14 protein-coding genes and 1 pseudogene are annotated in these 17,260 nt (G+C 51.2%); 9 read left to right on the plus strand and 6 right to left on the minus strand.

Annotated features, from left to right (window positions below):
- The 4 genes and pseudogenes from HFD94_RS17485 to HFD94_RS17500 all read left to right on the plus strand — a co-directional run.
- Positions 1–978: pseudogene (locus HFD94_RS17485) on the plus strand (hypothetical protein); the annotation flags it as partial.
- Positions 979–1,372: 394 nt separating this feature from the next.
- Positions 1,373–2,587 (plus strand): TolC family protein, encoded by a 1,215-nt coding sequence (locus HFD94_RS17490; protein WP_071778629.1) that lies wholly within the window; start codon positions 1,373–1,375, stop codon positions 2,585–2,587.
- 141 nt (positions 2,588–2,728) lie between these two features.
- On the plus strand, positions 2,729–4,951 hold the full coding sequence (locus HFD94_RS17495) for a type I secretion system permease/ATPase (RefSeq protein WP_254920086.1): 2,223 nt from the start codon (positions 2,729–2,731) through the stop codon (positions 4,949–4,951).
- Entirely contained in the window at positions 4,948–6,192 is a 1,245-nt protein-coding gene (locus HFD94_RS17500; protein WP_010257175.1) for an HlyD family type I secretion periplasmic adaptor subunit, read from the plus strand. Before HFD94_RS17495 ends, HFD94_RS17500 begins: the two co-directional genes overlap by 4 nt.
- Before the next feature lie 62 nt (positions 6,193–6,254).
- Here HFD94_RS17500 and HFD94_RS17505 read toward each other — a convergent pair whose 3' ends face one another.
- On the minus strand, positions 6,255–6,572 hold the full coding sequence (locus HFD94_RS17505) for a NirD/YgiW/YdeI family stress tolerance protein (protein ID WP_122889879.1): 318 nt from the start codon (positions 6,570–6,572) through the stop codon (positions 6,255–6,257).
- Positions 6,573–6,612: 40 nt separating this feature from the next.
- Positions 6,613–9,510, minus strand: coding sequence for an autotransporter outer membrane beta-barrel domain-containing protein (locus tag HFD94_RS17510; RefSeq protein ID WP_167433327.1), 2,898 nt, complete (start codon positions 9,508–9,510; stop codon positions 6,613–6,615).
- 721 nt (positions 9,511–10,231) lie between these two features.
- On the opposite strand from HFD94_RS17510, the gene HFD94_RS23045 reads away from it, so the two are divergent.
- The gene (locus tag HFD94_RS23045) at positions 10,232–10,369 is read left to right on the plus strand and encodes a DUF333 domain-containing protein (RefSeq protein WP_235038367.1); all 138 of its coding nucleotides are present in this window, start codon (positions 10,232–10,234) and stop codon (positions 10,367–10,369) included.
- Between the two features lie 537 nt (positions 10,370–10,906).
- Here HFD94_RS23045 and HFD94_RS23130 read toward each other — a convergent pair.
- The 3 genes from HFD94_RS23130 to HFD94_RS17530 form a co-directional block, all read right to left on the minus strand.
- Positions 10,907–11,110 carry an Hha/YmoA family nucleoid-associated regulatory protein gene (locus HFD94_RS23130; protein WP_010257166.1) on the minus strand — a complete coding sequence of 68 codons (204 nt, stop codon included), beginning with the start codon at positions 11,108–11,110 and terminating at the stop codon, positions 10,907–10,909.
- Between the two features lie 240 nt (positions 11,111–11,350).
- Positions 11,351–11,788 carry a PACE efflux transporter gene (locus HFD94_RS17525; protein WP_111534880.1) on the minus strand — a complete coding sequence of 146 codons (438 nt, stop codon included), beginning with the start codon at positions 11,786–11,788 and terminating at the stop codon, positions 11,351–11,353.
- Positions 11,789–12,390: 602 nt separating this feature from the next.
- Positions 12,391–13,401, minus strand: a complete 1,011-nt coding sequence (locus HFD94_RS17530) for a LacI family DNA-binding transcriptional regulator (protein ID WP_050680230.1) — start codon at positions 13,399–13,401, stop codon at positions 12,391–12,393.
- Positions 13,402–13,509: 108 nt separating this feature from the next.
- On the opposite strand from HFD94_RS17530, the gene HFD94_RS17535 reads away from it, so the two are divergent.
- From HFD94_RS17535 to HFD94_RS17550, 4 genes are all read left to right on the plus strand, one after another.
- On the plus strand, positions 13,510–14,523 hold the full coding sequence (locus tag HFD94_RS17535; protein ID WP_167433328.1) for a Gfo/Idh/MocA family oxidoreductase: 1,014 nt from the start codon (positions 13,510–13,512) through the stop codon (positions 14,521–14,523).
- 143 nt (positions 14,524–14,666) lie between these two features.
- Positions 14,667–15,203: a tetratricopeptide repeat protein gene (locus HFD94_RS17540; RefSeq protein WP_045139868.1), complete on the plus strand. Its 537-nt coding sequence runs from the start codon at positions 14,667–14,669 to the stop codon at positions 15,201–15,203.
- Between the two features lie 87 nt (positions 15,204–15,290).
- Positions 15,291–15,740: a sigma-70 family RNA polymerase sigma factor gene (locus tag HFD94_RS17545; RefSeq protein WP_061902469.1), complete on the plus strand. Its 450-nt coding sequence runs from the start codon at positions 15,291–15,293 to the stop codon at positions 15,738–15,740.
- On the plus strand, positions 15,737–16,522 hold the full coding sequence (locus HFD94_RS17550; RefSeq protein WP_167433329.1) for an anti-sigma factor: 786 nt from the start codon (positions 15,737–15,739) through the stop codon (positions 16,520–16,522). The genes HFD94_RS17545 and HFD94_RS17550 overlap by 4 nt, the downstream gene beginning before the upstream one ends.
- Positions 16,523–16,544: 22 nt before the next feature.
- Here the strand turns inward: HFD94_RS17550 and HFD94_RS17555 are convergent, their stop codons facing one another.
- Complete coding sequence (locus tag HFD94_RS17555; RefSeq protein ID WP_033786444.1) at positions 16,545–17,123, minus strand: YceI family protein; 579 nt, start codon at positions 17,121–17,123, stop codon at positions 16,545–16,547.
- Positions 17,124–17,260 lie beyond the last annotated feature (137 nt).

Genomic DNA, 17,260 nt, shown 5'->3' on the forward strand with positions numbered 1-17,260 from the left:
AACTACGTGGTGACCTGGGACTCTAACGATACCAGCGGACCGGATCAGAACGGTTACAGCGTCTGGGGCCGCATCTACGCGGCAGACGGTACGGCGCTGACCAGCGAGTTCCTGATCAACACCACGACGGCTGGCGATCAGCACATGGCGAGGGTGGTCAGTCAGGCTGACGGCAGCTTTATTGCCGTTTTCCTGTCAACAACCGACATCGCACCGGGTGCAGGTACCAGCGGTATCTACGCACAGTACTTTGATGCAGCGGGTAATAAAGTGGGCCAGCAGATCCAGATCAACCAGCTGACCTATGGTGAGCAGGTTGAAGTCGATGCGACCTTCCTGGCGGGCGGTCAGCTCTACGTGACCTGGACCGATCAGGGCGTGGGCGACGGCGATGGCTCAGCAATCAAAGGCCGCTTAGTTGATCTGAACGAGACACTGGGACTGACGTCTGAAACGGGATCGACGCATATTGAGTATCAACCTGCTCAGTACGATCTTAATGGCACTTCAGGTAATGATGTACTGGATGCACGCGGCGCGAATTCCGTCGATGCAAAAGAGGGCGATGATACTATCGTCATTAACAGTACTCATTTTAGCAGTGTGAAAGGAGGAGAGGGTCACGATACGCTGGTCTGGGATTCTAATAACGATTTAGAACTCGGAACGGTATCAGGAAAAATTAGTGGAATTGAAGCTATCCATCTGGGTAATAACACGGCGCAGACATTATTTATCAGCGCCAGCGATGTGCTCGAAATTACTAAAGATAATGGTAGTGAAGCGAACACATTACATATTACGGGAGATGTTGGAAGTTCAAACAATAGTAATGCAACTGATACCGTTAATATTGGAAAATCAGAATGGACGGCTTCAGCCGCACAAACTGAAAATGGCGTTAATTATGACGTCTATACCAATAATGATGACACCACTGTCAAGCTGTTAATCCAGCATGGCTTAAACGTTATCTGATAGAACTGGCGATGACTTCGGTCATCGCCAGCTTTTTTTCACATCAAACTCACCTGATGGGCCTGTTTAAGGCAGGCCCATCAGGTGAGCCTCAGATCTGATTGCATAGATGAAAAAAATAAATAAAGGCATGTGAGTAGCATGTAAAACCTAAATATTTATTTTTAGCAGAATTAACGTTGCCATATGACATGTCGGGCGGTTAAAACAGTTCCGGTCGCAGGATTGAATTAGCGACAGAGAAAATTAGCCATCCCACTTTATTTGTTATTTTGAGTTAACTATGAAAAAAACCTTGTTCACTACAAAATCCAGATGTTCGCTGCATGGTTTAATTGCGGGATTGCTATTTTTTAATCCCCTGTTAAATGCCCATGCAACGGACTTTATTGAAATGATTCGTATGACAGCCGACCATCCGTCGGTAAAGTCTGCTTTATCAAACAGCACCGGTGCTATGTATGATATCGATCAGGCAAAAGCCGCTGATGGTTTTCAGGTCAGCACGGGTATCAGCGCATCAGGATATTCAGGTCAACCCGGTTATGAGAATAATCCGGTCTCCCCGCATATCACTGTAAGTAAATTACTTTACGATCACGGACGTACTGATGCGAGCGTTGCCGGAAAGCAGGCTGCTTATTCCATGCAGCAGGCTCAGGTAAATGTCACGCGCGAAAATCTCAACGAGCAGGTGCTTTCTCTTTTTACCTCTGCAGCCACTAATGCCACAGTGGTCGCTGTGCTGGATAAAGAAATTAACGCACTGCAGGATCTGCTTAATCGGGTAAAGAATATTGCCAGTATTGATAGCGGCAGAGCTTCTGAGATCAATCAGGTTGCGACTCGCCTCAATTCGGTGATTGCCAGTCGTGAAATGAGCTACACCACCTATATACAGGCGCAGCAGCAACTCAGCTCGCTGCTGAACCACGAGATTGTTATCACCAGAGGCCTGCCCGATCTGAAAAAAGCGGGTCTGTTGCCCGCGTCACTGGCACAGGCACAACAGGTACTGAAAGAAAATCCCAACTGGGCGGTCTCACGCGAGCGTAAAGAGGAAGCGAGAGCCGCAGTGGATCTGGCCTCTAAGTGGAACAGGCCGAAATGGAGTGTGCAACTGAGTATGGACAGTCCAAAGCGCAACGGTGAAATGGAACCGTTTAAAGCGGTGACGTTACAGGTGAGCAGCGATATCAATCTTTGGGATGGTGGGGCTGGCAGGGCAAATGCCAAAGCTGAAACTCAGCGACTCATTGCTGCAGAGGCGGATCAGGATGCAACACTCCGGACATTGAAACAGCAGCTGGATCAGCTGTGGGTCTCCTTACCGCTTCGTGAACGCCAGCTCAATGCATTACAGAGACAGTCAGAAACCGCGTTGAAAACCTGGAAAGCGGGGGAAGTGCAGTTCTTCGCGGGGCAGCGCCCGTTAACGGATTTAATCTCGTTTGCTACCGACTATTACACCAGTCTCGCAAGTTATCAGGAGCAGCAGATGCAGTATCTGGCTGCGCAATGGAACATCGTTGCGGCACTGGGTAAAACCAGCCAACTGGTGCAGAAGGTTAACGCTTTACCAGCGAATACCATCGAAGCGGTGCACTAATCACGCTGACGTAAAAACGAGTATTTCTGGCCGCTGTCATGCTTTGCCGCCAGACCAGAATGAATTAGTTGTCCAGGGGACGCCATTGTGACTGATATACAATTTGAGCCTGCTGGCTCTGAACTGAATGCTGAAAACAGAGTGTTATCCAGATCGCCATCAGATACGCAGGAGACTTTGCTGGTTGCACTGCAAAGCGCACTGCGCCTGTTTGACGTCCGGCTTACGCTAAATGCTTTACGTGTGGGTATGCCTGCATTTCCACCAGACGCTGATATCAGCGCCCAGAATGACTGGGCATTGCGCACGCTGCAGAGCCGCGGCATGAGTGCTGCCTGGCAGAAGATTGACCTGACGGATGTGAAAAGCTTTGTTCTCCCCGCCATCATGCGTCTGGAAACGGGCTACTGCGTGCTGACACAGTGTAGCGAAAAGAAGTGCGCCATTATCGATCCCGCACTGGGCAGCCAGCCTGTTGAGGTCGATTTCGCTCGCCTGGCTCAGCACTATAGCGGCGAGTTGCTGCTGCTGCGACCTAAGTCTTATCTTGATCATCGTGCCGATGACATTGTCCATGTCGGTAAAGGGCACTGGTTCTGGAATACTTTGTGGGGATTCAAACGTTATATCTTTGAAGCCGCCGCATTGTCAGTCGTTATTAACCTGCTCGTTCTGGCGATGTCCGTATTCACCATGACGGTTTATAACCGGGTACTGCCTAACCAGACCTACGTAACACTCTGGACGATGGCTATCGGCGTGAGTCTGGCGTTGCTGTTTGAACTGGCTGCACGGCTGGGTCGGGCCTGGATTACCGATCGCGCCGGTAAAAAGATCGATCTGGTGTTGGGCGCACAACTTTTTCGTCACGTGCTGAACGGCAAAATGTCGGGTCGAGCCCAATCCAGCGGTGCATTTGGCAATGTCATGCAAAGCTTTGACAGCGTCCGCGAGCTTACTACGTCAGCCGCTTTAACGACGGTTGCTGACTTACCCTTTGTTTTACTCTTCCTGGTTGTAATCCATCTGGTTGCCGGGCCACTGGTCTGGTGTGTGATCCTGATATTAGTGGTCATCGTGGCGATGGTGCTGCTGATGCAGATCCCTTTGAAACGCCACGCTGAAGAGTCAATGAAAATAGGCAGTAACCGTTACGGTCTGGTTATTGAATCACTGGATAATCTTGAAACCATTAAAGTTCTGCGTGCTGAAAACCTGGTCGCCTCTAAACACGATGTTGCCAGCGTAAAACTCTCTGCAGTGAATATGAAATCGCGGTTCCTTGCCACTATGGGCTCAAGCGTCATTCAGACGACCCAGCAGTTTGGTACCGTTATTCTGCTGGTCTGGGGTGCTTATCTGGTCGGTGATGGTGATATCTCAATGGGAGGCATCATTGCCACTATGACCCTGATGGGGCGCGCCATAATGCCCATAGCAACGCTTGCCGCGCTGGGATTGCGTATTCAGCAGGCAAAAACCTCGCTGGCCATCCTCAATAAAGTGATGCAGGCCCCTGCTGAACGCGATAATGAGAAGGTTTATGTGCAGCTTCCCCAGGGCAGCCAGACCGGGATTGTCTGTCAGGGCGTTTCATTACGTTATAAAGACGATTTACCGGCCATCGTTGAGCAGCTTGATGTCCGGTTCTGTCAGGGCGAGCGGGTTGCCATACTGGGCAAAATGGGCAGCGGTAAATCTTCGCTGCTGCGCATGCTGGTTGGGCTATATCCACCCACAACAGGCACGATCACCGTTGCTGGCGTAGATATAGGCCAGGTCGAGCCGGTGGAATTACGGACGCGTATCGCGCTGGTCAATCAGGAACCACGTTTTATGTATGGTTCGCTGCGTGACAACCTGGTGATGGGAGCACCCTACGCCAGCGACGAAGAACTGATGGCCGCTGCAAAAATGACCGGGGTGAGTGATATTGTCGCGGCTCATCCCATGGGCTTTGGTATGCCTGTCAGTGAGCGTGGTGAAAACTTTTCCGGCGGACAAAAGCAGGCGATAGCCCTGGCTCGCGCCATTCTGTCGAATCCGGATGTTCTGCTACTGGACGAACCTACATCGGGGATGGATATGGGGTCGGAACGCACTATCCTGCAGGCGCTCATCCCGGCAATGGAAGGCCGAACCGTGATTATCGTGACCCACCGTCCGGCAGTGCTGAAATACGTTGATCGGGTGATTGTGATGGATGAAGGCATCAAAGTAGCTGATGGGCCGCGTGAAGAGATTATCGGTTTATTAAACAGCGGGAAGATCCCGGCCGCATCGGTGCTGCGTAACGCAGCGAAACATGCTGGCGTTGAGATAAGCACAGAGCGTCAGCCACAATCTGGCGAGGTAACAGTATGAGCAGCCTGTCCCCTGATAAAAACGTTGATCAAAAGCGCCTGACCGAACATACAGCCAGTGACATGGTGAGGGCCGCCCGTCAGGATCGCTGGGAAGGCTGGCTATTTATTGCCTGGGGCAGCGTGGCGTTAATGGTGCTGGTAATCGTCTGGGCCGCCAATTTCAACATCGAAGAGGTGACAACCGGGTCAGCCAAAATTGTTCCCAGTTCCCGCGAACAGGTTTTGCAAAGCCTTGAGGGCGGTATTTTGCAGGAGTTAATGGTGCATGAAGGCGATACGGTTGAAAAAGGTCAGGTTGTGGCCAAAATCGATCCCACGCGCGCCGAAGCCTCCTTCCGCGAAAGCGCTAACCGCCTGCTGGCACTGAAAGCCCAGGCCGCGCGTCTTGAAGCAGAAGCGACCGGCAGCGAGCTTGTGTTCCCGCCAGAGGTCATGAAAGTACCTGAACTGGTTACCCGTGAAACCGATGCCTGGAAACTACGTAAAAGGGCGGTAAATGAGTCAATTGAAGGCTATCTGAAGTCAAAAACATTGCTGCAGAAAGAGCTTGAAATGGCGCGACAGCTCTCAGCCAGATCGCTGCTGTCAAAAACTGAGGTTCTGAAACTTGAGCGTCAGATGAATGATGCCGAATTGCAAATTACCGAGCGAAAAAACCGCTACCGTAACGAGGCTAACGATGAGCTGTCCAAAGTCGATGTTGAGATGACAAGCCTGCAGGAAACTGCCCATGGCCGCCATGATACGCTTGAGCGTACTGAAGTCCGCACGCCAGTACGAGGCATTGTTAACAGTATTAAAATCAATACGCTTGGCGGTGTGATCCAGCCTGGTGCCGCAATAATGGAGGTGACACCATTGGATGACCAGCTGCTGGTGGAAACCCGTATCCGGCCCTCTGATGTGGCTTTTCTGGCGCCCGGTCAGGAAGCTGTGGTAAAAATTTCTGCCTATGACTATTCGATTTATGGCGGCCTGACCGGACATGTTCAAAGTATCAGTTCGGGCGCGCTAAAAGATGAGGAGAGTAAAGCTGCCCGCAGGCCAGGCGTCGATGATACTTATTACCGGGTGATGGTATTAACGGAAAATAATACGCTGACGAAAAGCGGCAGTCAGGAACTACGGGTGATTCCCGGTATGACGGCCACCGTTGATATTCGTACGGGCGAGAAGAGCCTGCTGCAATATCTGTTGCGTCCTCTGTTGCGCGTACAGGAAGCGTTTCGCGAAAAGTAAAACCTGCCCTGAATGTAAAAAAGCCAGCGCTATAGCTGGCTTTTTTACACAGAAGTCCGGAATTATTTCAGAATGAAGAGCCGATCAACATCGATTTCGCTATGGCCGTCATCGCGATCTATCTCACCCGTTATCCGTACCTTTTTACCAATAAGGAAGCCGTTGTCGTCTTCGTCATCCTCGTCGACATCAATACGGATACGACCCGTTGAGTCCTGTAACCAGTAGTGGTCATCGTCAGCCCGTCCACTAATCGTACCGGTAAGGGTAACATGACGTTCGTCTCGCATGTTTTTTGCTTCTGCGATGGTGGACTCCTGCCGTGCGAAAGCGGATCCTGAGCAGATCAAGGCCAGCAGCATCCATAATGTTTTTTTCATTAACACCTCCTGTTATACGAGCGCTTGCTGCACGTTGATTCTAAAAACTAAAACGGTAGCCAGCATTAACCTGACGTTGGTTAAAACGTTTTCCGTCTACCATATCGGCCTCCAGGAAGAGCGTATGGCTGCTGATTTGGGCACTCAGGCCGACGCCGTTATTCCAGCCATTTCCTTTAAAGGAAAGACGTTCATTTGATCCGTTCAGAGCATAAGCAGCATCCCCGGCATACTCGCGCATTACACCCGTTTTTACATAGGTGTTGAGTTTGTAATTGCTCTGATTGATTTCATACCCTGCCAGCACGCTTGCCCGGCTCATCAGTGATTTGTAGCTTGAAAGTGTGATATTGAGACCATTAGACGCACCTACGGAAGCACCATCCTGATGACCTGCTGTCAGCTGTAGTTGTGGTTCAAGATAAAAACCTGCCAGCCGATCAGAGAAGCTGAACTTTTTGCCCGCCTCAAGCGATCCGCTCAGACCTGAAGAGACACCGTTACCGGATACCTGGTTATTCTGTGTATCGTGAACATTGAACTGATTCCTTAGCCGGTTGACTTTCACAACGCCATCAACATAGAAACCGGCATCATTTACCCAGGTGGTGTAGAAGCCATAATGCTCAGAACGGATGTTGCCGTTACCATTTTGGTAATGAGGCGATCCTTCAGTTACCCCCATGAACAGGCCCAGATAGATCGGAATTTCATCGGACAAACGTTTATCGACCCCAAACTGATAACCGGTGTAGTTCAGGCTGAAACGGCTCAGCTTGCCATTATCAAAGCCGCTGAATCGTCCATCTATAGCGCGCAGCCAGACATTTCCGGCTGTCTTCCCCTGACGAACATCACCCATACGCTGCATCAGCGTCTGCATTTCGGCATAGTTCATCAGATAGCCAGTGTTGAGAAAGTTAGCCCCTGCGTTGGCCGTGCTGGTAATAGGGGAAGTTGCGTTGTCTTGCCCGGCAGACGCCGTGCCACCGTTATCGGCTGGAGTCGCGGCAGGCTCATTGGCAGGAGTCGCGGCAGGCTCATTAGCAGGAGTCGCGGCAGGCTCATCCGCAGGGATAACGGCCGGATCATCTGCTTCAGGGGTTTCTGGTGCTTTAGGTGAGGAGAGTACCCAGTTGTTGCCTTGCTTATTGACCGAGTAAACATAGCCACCAAGTTCCACGTCGGCGTTACCTTTAAAGGTGGCGATGCCATCAGTCGTTTCAACCACAGTCAGTACTTCGTTGCCAGTGGTGACGGCACTGCCGCGGTTCTGTATGGTCAGACCGTAATCACCGGAACTACTCTCTGTCACCACAACTTTATCGCCAATGTTATTCACGCCAGCACCATCGCCTGCCAGATTGGTGCGCAAGGCGAAGTCGCCGCTGCCGCTGAGGTTGGCGATAGTCAATGTTGAATAGGTTGCGTCATCCGAGGCTGCAGAGAGGTCAACCAGCGAGTTACTCAATGTCAGATTATCGACATTGGATGTTCGCGATACATTCCAGGTGCTGTCGGTCAGATTAACGTTCAGATGGCCATTATTGACGTTATCGCTGCTGGCGCTGCCAGACCAGAGTGAACCCGATGTCAGATTGAGGTCGATGAGTCCGGCCCGGGATAAAACGCTACCAACGATCTGCGCTTTTCCGTCGGTGGTGATGACACCTGCTGCATAACCATCATCATATTGCGTAGCCATGGCTATCCCATTCGGAGAGCCCATATCAATGGTCAGATCACCCGTAAGATTCGCTTTACCACCAGCCATGGCGTAGACACCTGTAGCATTCTCCGGACCGGTAATGGTCATTGCATCACCGTTAACTGTGCCACCGCTTGTGGACCAAATACCCAGGGTCATGGTATCCACATTTTTCATCATAATATCGGTGTTCTGCAGATTAATGGTTGCGCCGATTGACTGTGCGGATACGCCATAAAAACCTGCTGAATAGACCGTATTGCGTTCTTCTTCACTGCCAATGAAGTTAACGATGGCATTGTCGCCCATAGCCACAATGCCGCCAGTCTGATCAGAGGAGATCACGCTACCGGCACCAATGTTTGAGAGGCTGTTGTCACGGCCTGACAGACCTGCAGAGGTCTCACCCGCAGTACTGATTGTCAGATGATCGGCCTTCAGCTCACCCCAGCTCCAGATGCCAGCAGAAAGATCCCCAGTGGTAATAATGGTCGAGTTGCTGCCCAGATCAACCGAACCATTATCCTGGATATTAATACCCTGCGAATTATTGCCAAGGGTGTTGATCGTCAATGCATTTGCTTTCAACGTGGCCACGCCATTAATCGACTCACCGGTCAGGTTATCAACCTGAACGGCATTACTGTTAAGGCCATTCGTCTGTAAATTACTGTCGTCGCCCAGACTGGCGTGACTTCCGTAACCACTGACGCGCAGAGCCGTTCCGCCAGTGCCCTGGGTGCTTATTTGCAGGTTATTTGCCTGCAGCGAGGAACTATTGCTGACAACGACGCCCTCGGCGAAAGAATCACCTGATGCTACCGTGGTGACCGAGGAACCGGATCCTAAACTGGCGGTTACATTTTTTCCGCCGAACTCAATGCCGACCGCTGTTTTACCGGAAACGTTGAGGGTTAACTTATCTGCAGTAAATTCACTGTTTGCCGCTTCAATAAAAATCCCTTTTGCATAACGTTCAGCATCTGACACGCGAACTGTGCTGCCGCTGCCGATGGTAACCGTTGCGGCGGTAGCGCCATTAACCAGGATGCCATAATAACCGTCGCCAGATGACTGGTCGGCAATCAGCGTGGTGCCATTAGTTAAGATGATCTCATTGCCTGTCTGGCTTCCGATGACTGCAGCATAGCTAATCAGAGGCACAACCCCCATCCCACTTGCCAGCATTAATGCTTTTGCGATTTTATTTCGCGGGAATTTATTATTCATCTCAGTCACTCTTCCTTAAGAATTTATTGATAGTCTGATCGTTAAATGGCACCTGAATCGTGAGTTGTTATTCAGGTGTTAAGCAGCAGCGATATTTAAGCGATACCAATAAGTTGTAGGTTTTATTGATCCCATTAATGGCAGTGCGCATACAAATGTTGCGGGATTATGCAGCGGGAAAAGGATTTATGTAAAGGCATCGCAAGTGTGCCTGTTTTAAGTAAACGTTAAAGGCGATGCCGTATCCGCGATGAATTTCCATTAAAAATTAAGATAATGCATCGATTGTAATAATGGGGTTTTTGTTAATTATCTTCACATGCATTCTAATTTTGGCTTTATTCATTTTTTAATCACTGCATTAAAGGTCTATCTGCTTATGTGTCGCGTGAGGTTGTTAAGCGCGGGTTTAGTGGCAGCACGCTATAATTATGTATCGCTACCCGCAGTGGTGAGTGCAGAGTGGACGGCAGAATGGAAACATGATGATTGTCACCCCTGAGGTTAACATGTGGCAGGAGAAAGGAGGATTCCTGATAAAGTCGTTGTTGTGCTATCAGACTTAATCACACCACTGGAGGGTAAATGCTTAATTCACAAAAATAAGGTTAAGAGAGGTTTTATGACCGTCACAAACAGGTTAGCAGGAGTTTCACTGATGTTACTGGCTTCACTACTTATCGCCTGCACACCGAACAGCAAGGAACCGCAGCGTTTAACAATGCGTAATCCAGCCAGTGAATATTGCGTTAATCGCGGTGGTCAGCAGGTCCAGGAAAAATCTTCGGCATATTGCCTGCTACCCTCTGGAGAAAGGATTGAGCAGTGGGCTCTGTATCATCGTGACCATCTGAAATGAATTCCCGTTTTGTTCGCCTGCATGCTCCCTGTTCGGGCGAACAACATTTAAATTTAATGGTATTGCATCATCTGAATGTGCTTAATACACCCTTGCTTAACGACTGAGCAGCTTTTATTATCACCCTGACACGATTTGCCGTTCCGGGATCGGTGCTGGTGGAGCATGAGCTAAATTGGCAGCATATCGCCTGAACAGATAATCATTATCGTAGTCGTGTGAGTCCGGAAGGCATTATTTGTACGAGCTTTTCTGAATACAACAGATGAAGCCAGTTTTGGCGTCATATTTAAAACGGTTTACAGTGGTCTGGCAGGTTTGTCTTACTATTTCTTACAGCGCTTTATGTCGTGCGTTTTTTGAGAATGACAGAGCATCACAGCACTAAAGGTGATGCTCTGATTTATCTGTTCACCGATTCTGCCCGACGGAGATCAAAATGCATCGCGCCAGGATTATCAGGAATTGATGATCTGCAGGGTGATCAGCCCTCAGCAGATAATGGGTTATGAGTGATCCTGCCCTCCTTTTTTCGCCTCAGCACACCAGTCTCCATACTTCTGAAGGAACTTCACTGTAGGTTTCATTCATTATTAGTTCGGCTTTACGATGATCGTAAGCGCCTTCAAATGAAGAGAGGTCGTCACCAGGAAGTTTTTTCCGCATATAGCTTGTTACGATATCCAGAATATCGGTTGACGGGCAGTTCCTTAACTTATTCAGATAGTAGACTTTGTCCATAATATTCTTGCTGATTTAACCTGTGAAATGAGCTTATACGCAGTCTGAACTTAAGTTATGCAGACGCGCCGTTATATCAATGCTGCCAGGCGAGAGTAAGCGGCTCCTGACACCAGATATACTTGTTTCCTTACGCATCGGATACATTCGGGCGCGATCACTCGCACGCGAAGTTCCATTAGCCGGCTAAGCGAAAGGTTAATTTCTGAAAGTAAATTTTAATGGCATGATACATTAATTTTATATCTTCATTGATTTTGCTGATCTTCCCCAATCCCATAACAAATTGAACAGAAAAGCATAGGTCAGAAAAAATAGCACCAGTCCGGATTCAAGTCTCAACGCTGAGAATAGCGTAATATCCAGCCACCATGCTGCAAAGGGGATTAACACTAATAACAGACCCGCCTCAAACAGAACGGCATGGAGGCATCTCATTCGCAAGTTCTTTTTAAATCCTGTTCTTAGCTGAACACTGTCAAACATCAGGTTGAACAGGTAGTTCCATCCCATAGCCAGAGTCGATGAGACCAATGTAAGCAACAACGACTGCGATGGTGCTGCGGAGGTAAAAATAATCAGGATAAAGAAAACCAGCACATTAGCGACAACTTCGAATGCCACCGCGTGCAGCACTCTCTCAGTTCTGGTACGCACCGGATATAAACACTTTTCCAAATCAGACGCTCATTAATTAGTCAGGCACCGTGCTGGCGCAGGAAAAATTCAGGGTGGCCGTAATATCAGTGAAACGGTTCTTCATACTGCCCTGTTTTAAACCGACGAGAACTTAGCATCAACCTGGCAGAAAGTGAAACCCAATAGAAATATGACGATAAAAACCCATTAAGTTTTGATATTGATCAATTCTGCAAAGTACGCTTTTAATGGTTAACCGTTCAGGACAGCGAGTGTTATTCCTGCTCTGTTTCCGCACCTCTGTCGTACATTAATTCACCCGTTTCACTTCGCTGTTTGTTCAGTCGGATACGATATTAACGTCATCACTCTGCATCTGAATATTAAAACCATAAAAAATGCGTATTTAGATTTATATTTTAATATTTAGATGATAGTTAGATTTTTTATCTGACATAAAGGGGCGGTTTCAGCTTGTCACTGCGATCAGATTATCTGTGGCAGGCTATTTTCTATGCACTTCTGAGCCAGTGAGCCACTTTCCCGGGCACTGTCTCGCGCGGGAAATAGTGCTGAATGCAATGATCGACGGCAGGTAAAGCATATTTCTTTACCGGTGGATATGACACAACGGGCAATCTTTAGAGACAGTTTTCTGCCGTATAAATGATGAAATCCACTTTTCCGTTAATGTAGATATCGGGTTTCTCTCCCTGCTCCAGATAATTCAGCATCAGCTGAAGCGCGAGCTGGGCATGCTGTCGGGTGTTTTGATCCAGTGTCAGCGCAACGCTCTGCTGCGCCATCAGCGTGCGGGTGGTGGCGTAAAGCTCATGAGTAATCCAGATGCACTGATTCAGCCGACGATGTCGTGCCAGCGCCTGCCCGATCTCGGTATTCCCCAGCCCGGTGTTATAAATGCCCTGGAGATGACCGCTCTGTACCAGCTGCTTCTCCAGCAACTTACTGAGGGTGTCGCGATTTTCCTGGGCGGCCAGAACTTCACGTAACTGAAGATGGGGAAACCGACTGGTTATCAGGTCACGAAACCCTTCAATACGCTGACGATGCGCACTGTAATCCCGGTGCCCACTGACCATCAACACCTCACCGGGCTGATGCAGCATTTTGCCCATCAGCTGAGCGGCTGTACGTCCTGCCTGCAACTGATTGATCCCCACATGACAGAGCCGGGCGGCACCGGGTAAATCGGTGACCAGCGAGATCACCGGTACGCCACGCGCCTGGCAATGGTCCAGCGCCTCATAGATTGCCGGATGTTCATGGGCAAAAACGATCAGACCATCTCGCGTCTCACCGCCCTGCCTGATTAGCTTTGCCAGTCGTTCTGGCTGAGCCTCGGGGACAAAAGTGCGGCGCAGCGTTAACCGGCGATAGCCCAGATGCGAGGCAACCTCAGTAAAATCCTGTGCCAGCTGCTTAAAGAAAAACGAATCGTTGCTGCTCAGCAGCAGTTCTATCTGCCACGGATGACGATGCTCCTCCGGCAGGATCCGCTTCAGCCCGACTTCACGTGCTGCCTGCAGCACCCTGTGAACCGTCTCCGGCGCGACGCCGCCACGTTCATTGAGCACCCGATCCACGGTTGCCAGTCCCACACCTGCCCGTCGGGCGACCTCTTTCAGCGACATGCCGATCTCCTGTGAGGTAAACACCTCAAAACACCGTGCCGCCAGTGTAAAACGCAGCGTTATCCTGCAGATGCATCTTTCTGCCGGACTATGATGGAGTTCAAAAAAATGAATAAAAAGCAACGTGTTGCCCTGCTGGGGTGTGGCTTTATTGGTGAAGTTCATGCCGCGAATCTTCAGGCGCACCCCGGAGTTGAGTTGGTATGGGTTGCGGATGCGGATCCCGCGCGCGCCGCCGCCTTTGCGACCCGCTTTGGTGCCCGGGCCGCGTCTGTCACCGAGGCGATAAATGATGAGCAGATTGATATGGTGCTGATCGCCAGCGCGACGCCGACCCATGCTGACTTACTGGAAGCCGCAGCCCGCGCCGGTAAAGCCATCTACTGTGAAAAACCGGTCGATCTCTCTCTTGAGCGGGCCCGCTCTGCCGTGGCTAATGTTCTCCCCTACAACGTGCCGGTCACAGTAGGGTTTAATCGGCGTTTTGATGTCAGCCATCAGCAGCTGAAGCAACAACTCCGCCAGGGGCGGATCGGCCCGGTGGAACTGATTCAGATGGTCTGCCGCTCCTCAGCCATGCCGCCGCTGGCCTATCTTCAGGCGTCCGGGGGACAGATGCGCGATCAGGCTATCCACTTTTTTGACCTGCTGCGCTGGCTGACTGAAGAGGAGGTGACAGAGGTGGCAGCGATGGGTGCTGCGCTGGCTCTGCCCTCGATCAGCGAATTTGACGACGTGGACACCAGCACGCTGCTATTGCGGCTGCAGGGCGGGGCGCTGGCACAGCTCGATAATGTCCGCCGCACCGGCTATGGCTACGATGAACGCATCAGTGTGATGGGACCGCACGGGATGCTGGAATCAGCCTCTCAGCCACAGCGCGGCGTCAGCTGCTATCAGGGTGCGCAGATTCAGCAGCCAGGCTTGTTGCCCGACTGGTTCAGCCGGGTGCAGCCAACTTACTATGCTCATCTGGATGCGTTTATCCGATCGCTGAACGGTGAGCAGGTTGACGATCTTCCTGGCCTTGAGGATGGACTGAAAGCCCAGGCGATTGCGGAAGCTGCGGTGATCTCCCTGGCGGAACGGCGTTTCTGTGCGGTGGAAAAACTACCGTTCTGATTCAGCGTGGCACCCGGGCAAAAAATAATTTTATTTTTATCGAATAGAAACCGGCGCTGAGCTGTTTACCGTACAGCGCCGCGCTAGCGGACTGCATCCGGCGGGCTTTATCGCCTGTCTCACAGACCCGATAAGGATAAATTATGACAACGCGTTCTGGTTTTTCTCTGCTTGCCGTTCCGGCACTGCTGCTGATGCTGCACTCTCCGCTGAGTATGGCGATGGGCGACAATGACAGTGATAAAAAGACGCCTGACTGCCCCAAAGGTCAGGTCTATGACAGTCACACTAAAAGTTGTGTGCCTGAGAAGACCAGCAAGCTGAGTGACGACGATAAAACCCGCTATGCCTGGCATCTGGCGAAAAAGGGCGAATATCAGGCGGCGCTGAACGTGCTGGATACGCTGAAAAATCAGGATACCCGCGAAGCCTGGAACTATCGTGGTTACGCCACCCGTAAACTGGGCCGCACGGACGAGGGCATTGGCTATTATCAGCGCGCCATTGCACTTGATCCCCGTTACGCTAAAGTGCGTGAATATCTGGGCGAAGCCTGGATGATCAAAGGGCGTCCGGATCTGGCGCGTGAACAGTTAAAAACCATTGCCGGGATTTGTGGCACAGACTGCGAGGAGTACCGCGATCTGCAGGCCGCAATCAATGGCCACCCCGAGGTCTGATGCGGCAGGGAGGAGCGAAAAATCACTCACAGTGACATCCGTCAGCACCTTGCGGAACATCTGCCGCGGCTCTGGCGTTACGGCTATGTGCTGTCACACAACCGTGACATGGCAGAAGAGCTGGTGCAGTCAACCTGCGTACGCGCGCTGGAACGCAGCGCGCAGTTCACACCGGGCACACGCATTGATCGATGGCTTTTTTCGATCCTTCACTCCATCTGGGCCAGTGATTTACGGGCGCGAAAGGTCCGGCAGGGACAGGGATTCGTGGATCCCGATGCGCTGCTGGCCGCAGATAACCACACCACCAGCGACGACCACCGCCATTTTCAGCGCATTATGCTACAGGTTAACGCCTTACCCGAGGCGCAGCGTAATGCACTGTTTCTGGTGTATGTCGAAGGTCTGACCTATCAGGAGGCGGCAGAGACGCTCTCGGTTCCCATTGGCACTATTATGAGCCGTCTGGCCGCCGCACGTGCCACGCTGGCCAGACAGCCGGCGACCTCGCCCGCACCGCAGGAGAAACGGAGATGAACAGGGAAACTTTTACGCCACCGTGGCGCGATGAGGCAATCGTTGCCTGGCTGGATGGTGAGATGACGCCACAGGAAGCCGTGCAGTTTGAGCAGTCGATGGCAGGGGATCCCGAACTGGCGGCACGGGTTGAGCATTTACAGCACAGTAATCTCGATTTTGAACAGGCTTTTGCGCCGCTGCTGGAACAGGCACCGCAGGCCAGAATGGCACAGCAACTGGCAGCCATCACGGCACCAGAGTCAATGCCAGCCAAAGGCTACAGCCGTCGGGCTCTGATTGCTGCGTCTGTCAGCTTTTTGCTGGTGGGCAGCGGCATCGGTTTCCTGGCAAGACCGGAAGATGAAGAGAAAGATGAAAGCCAAAATATCCGCGATCTGGAGGCGCGTTATATGTCGCTCTACAGTGCTGAAACGCTGGCCGACACACCTGATGACGCCGCCATGCTGCAAAGGGGGCTGGACCGTACCCGACTCGATTTAGGATTGCAGCTGCATCAACAGCAACTCAGCCTGCCAGGGGCTGAACTGAAAATGGTGCGGATCCTGCGCTATGAAAGAACGTCAATAGCGCAGATCGCCTGGCTGCATGCTGATTATGGCCCGATGGCGCTCTGTATCTCGCCTGAGCCGGACAGCGCGAATCCGATCGCCCATGAAAAGCGCCATGGCATGCAGCTGGCCTGGTGGAAGCGTGACGGCTATCAATATGTGCTGATTGGCCGCAACCCACCGGCTCAACTGGCTGCCACAGCGGAAACATTGCAGACAGCACTCAGTTAATCGGACCCTTCAGCGGTTACCGCTACAGCGGCTTTCTGCCCTGCGCGGCAATGGCCAGCGCAATGTTGACGCGATCATCAACCACCCCGACCAGCCGATCCATCCCGAAGGCTGAGCGAGAGATGGCGGTGGAGGCATGCAGCGCCAGCGAACCTGAAGCCGGATCAATTGTCTTTCCGCTGTCCAGCGAGGCCAGCATCACGACTGGCCGGCTGACATTTTTAACCGTCAGCACACCAAAAATACGGTAATTGCCGCCACCCAGTGAGGCCACGCGACTGCTGACAAAGTGAATATTTGGGTAACGCTCTGCATCAAAAAACAGGTTACTTTTCAGTTGCCAGGTTAACAGGCTGTTCGAGGCCACCAGCGTCCCTACCGGAATAGTCACTTCAATACGATCGTCACGGTCTTCATCAGGGTTGAGTGTCACCGTGCCGCTCACACCCTGCAGTCTGGCCTGCGAAAATTGGTGACCAAAGGCGCGCCATGAAAGGCCTATCGACGTTTTATCGGGGGTAATGGCATAGGTTACCGGCGCGGCGTAAAGCACCGGGCTGAGCAGGGCTAACAGAGTGCATAAACAGGCGGCACGCATCATCACTATTTTCTCTTTTTTAGGCAGACCCAACGTTAACGCCTGAAACCGCGATCCTATTCACTTTTTTTAGCACTGTTTTTACCTTACAGGCACAGATAATCTGACAGATATTAACTGACTGTCACCTGAGAATCACC

Origin of the sequence: Pantoea sp. EKM20T (assembly GCF_011800485.1) — a bacterium.
GTDB lineage: Bacteria > Pseudomonadota > Gammaproteobacteria > Enterobacterales > Enterobacteriaceae > Pantoea > Pantoea agglomerans.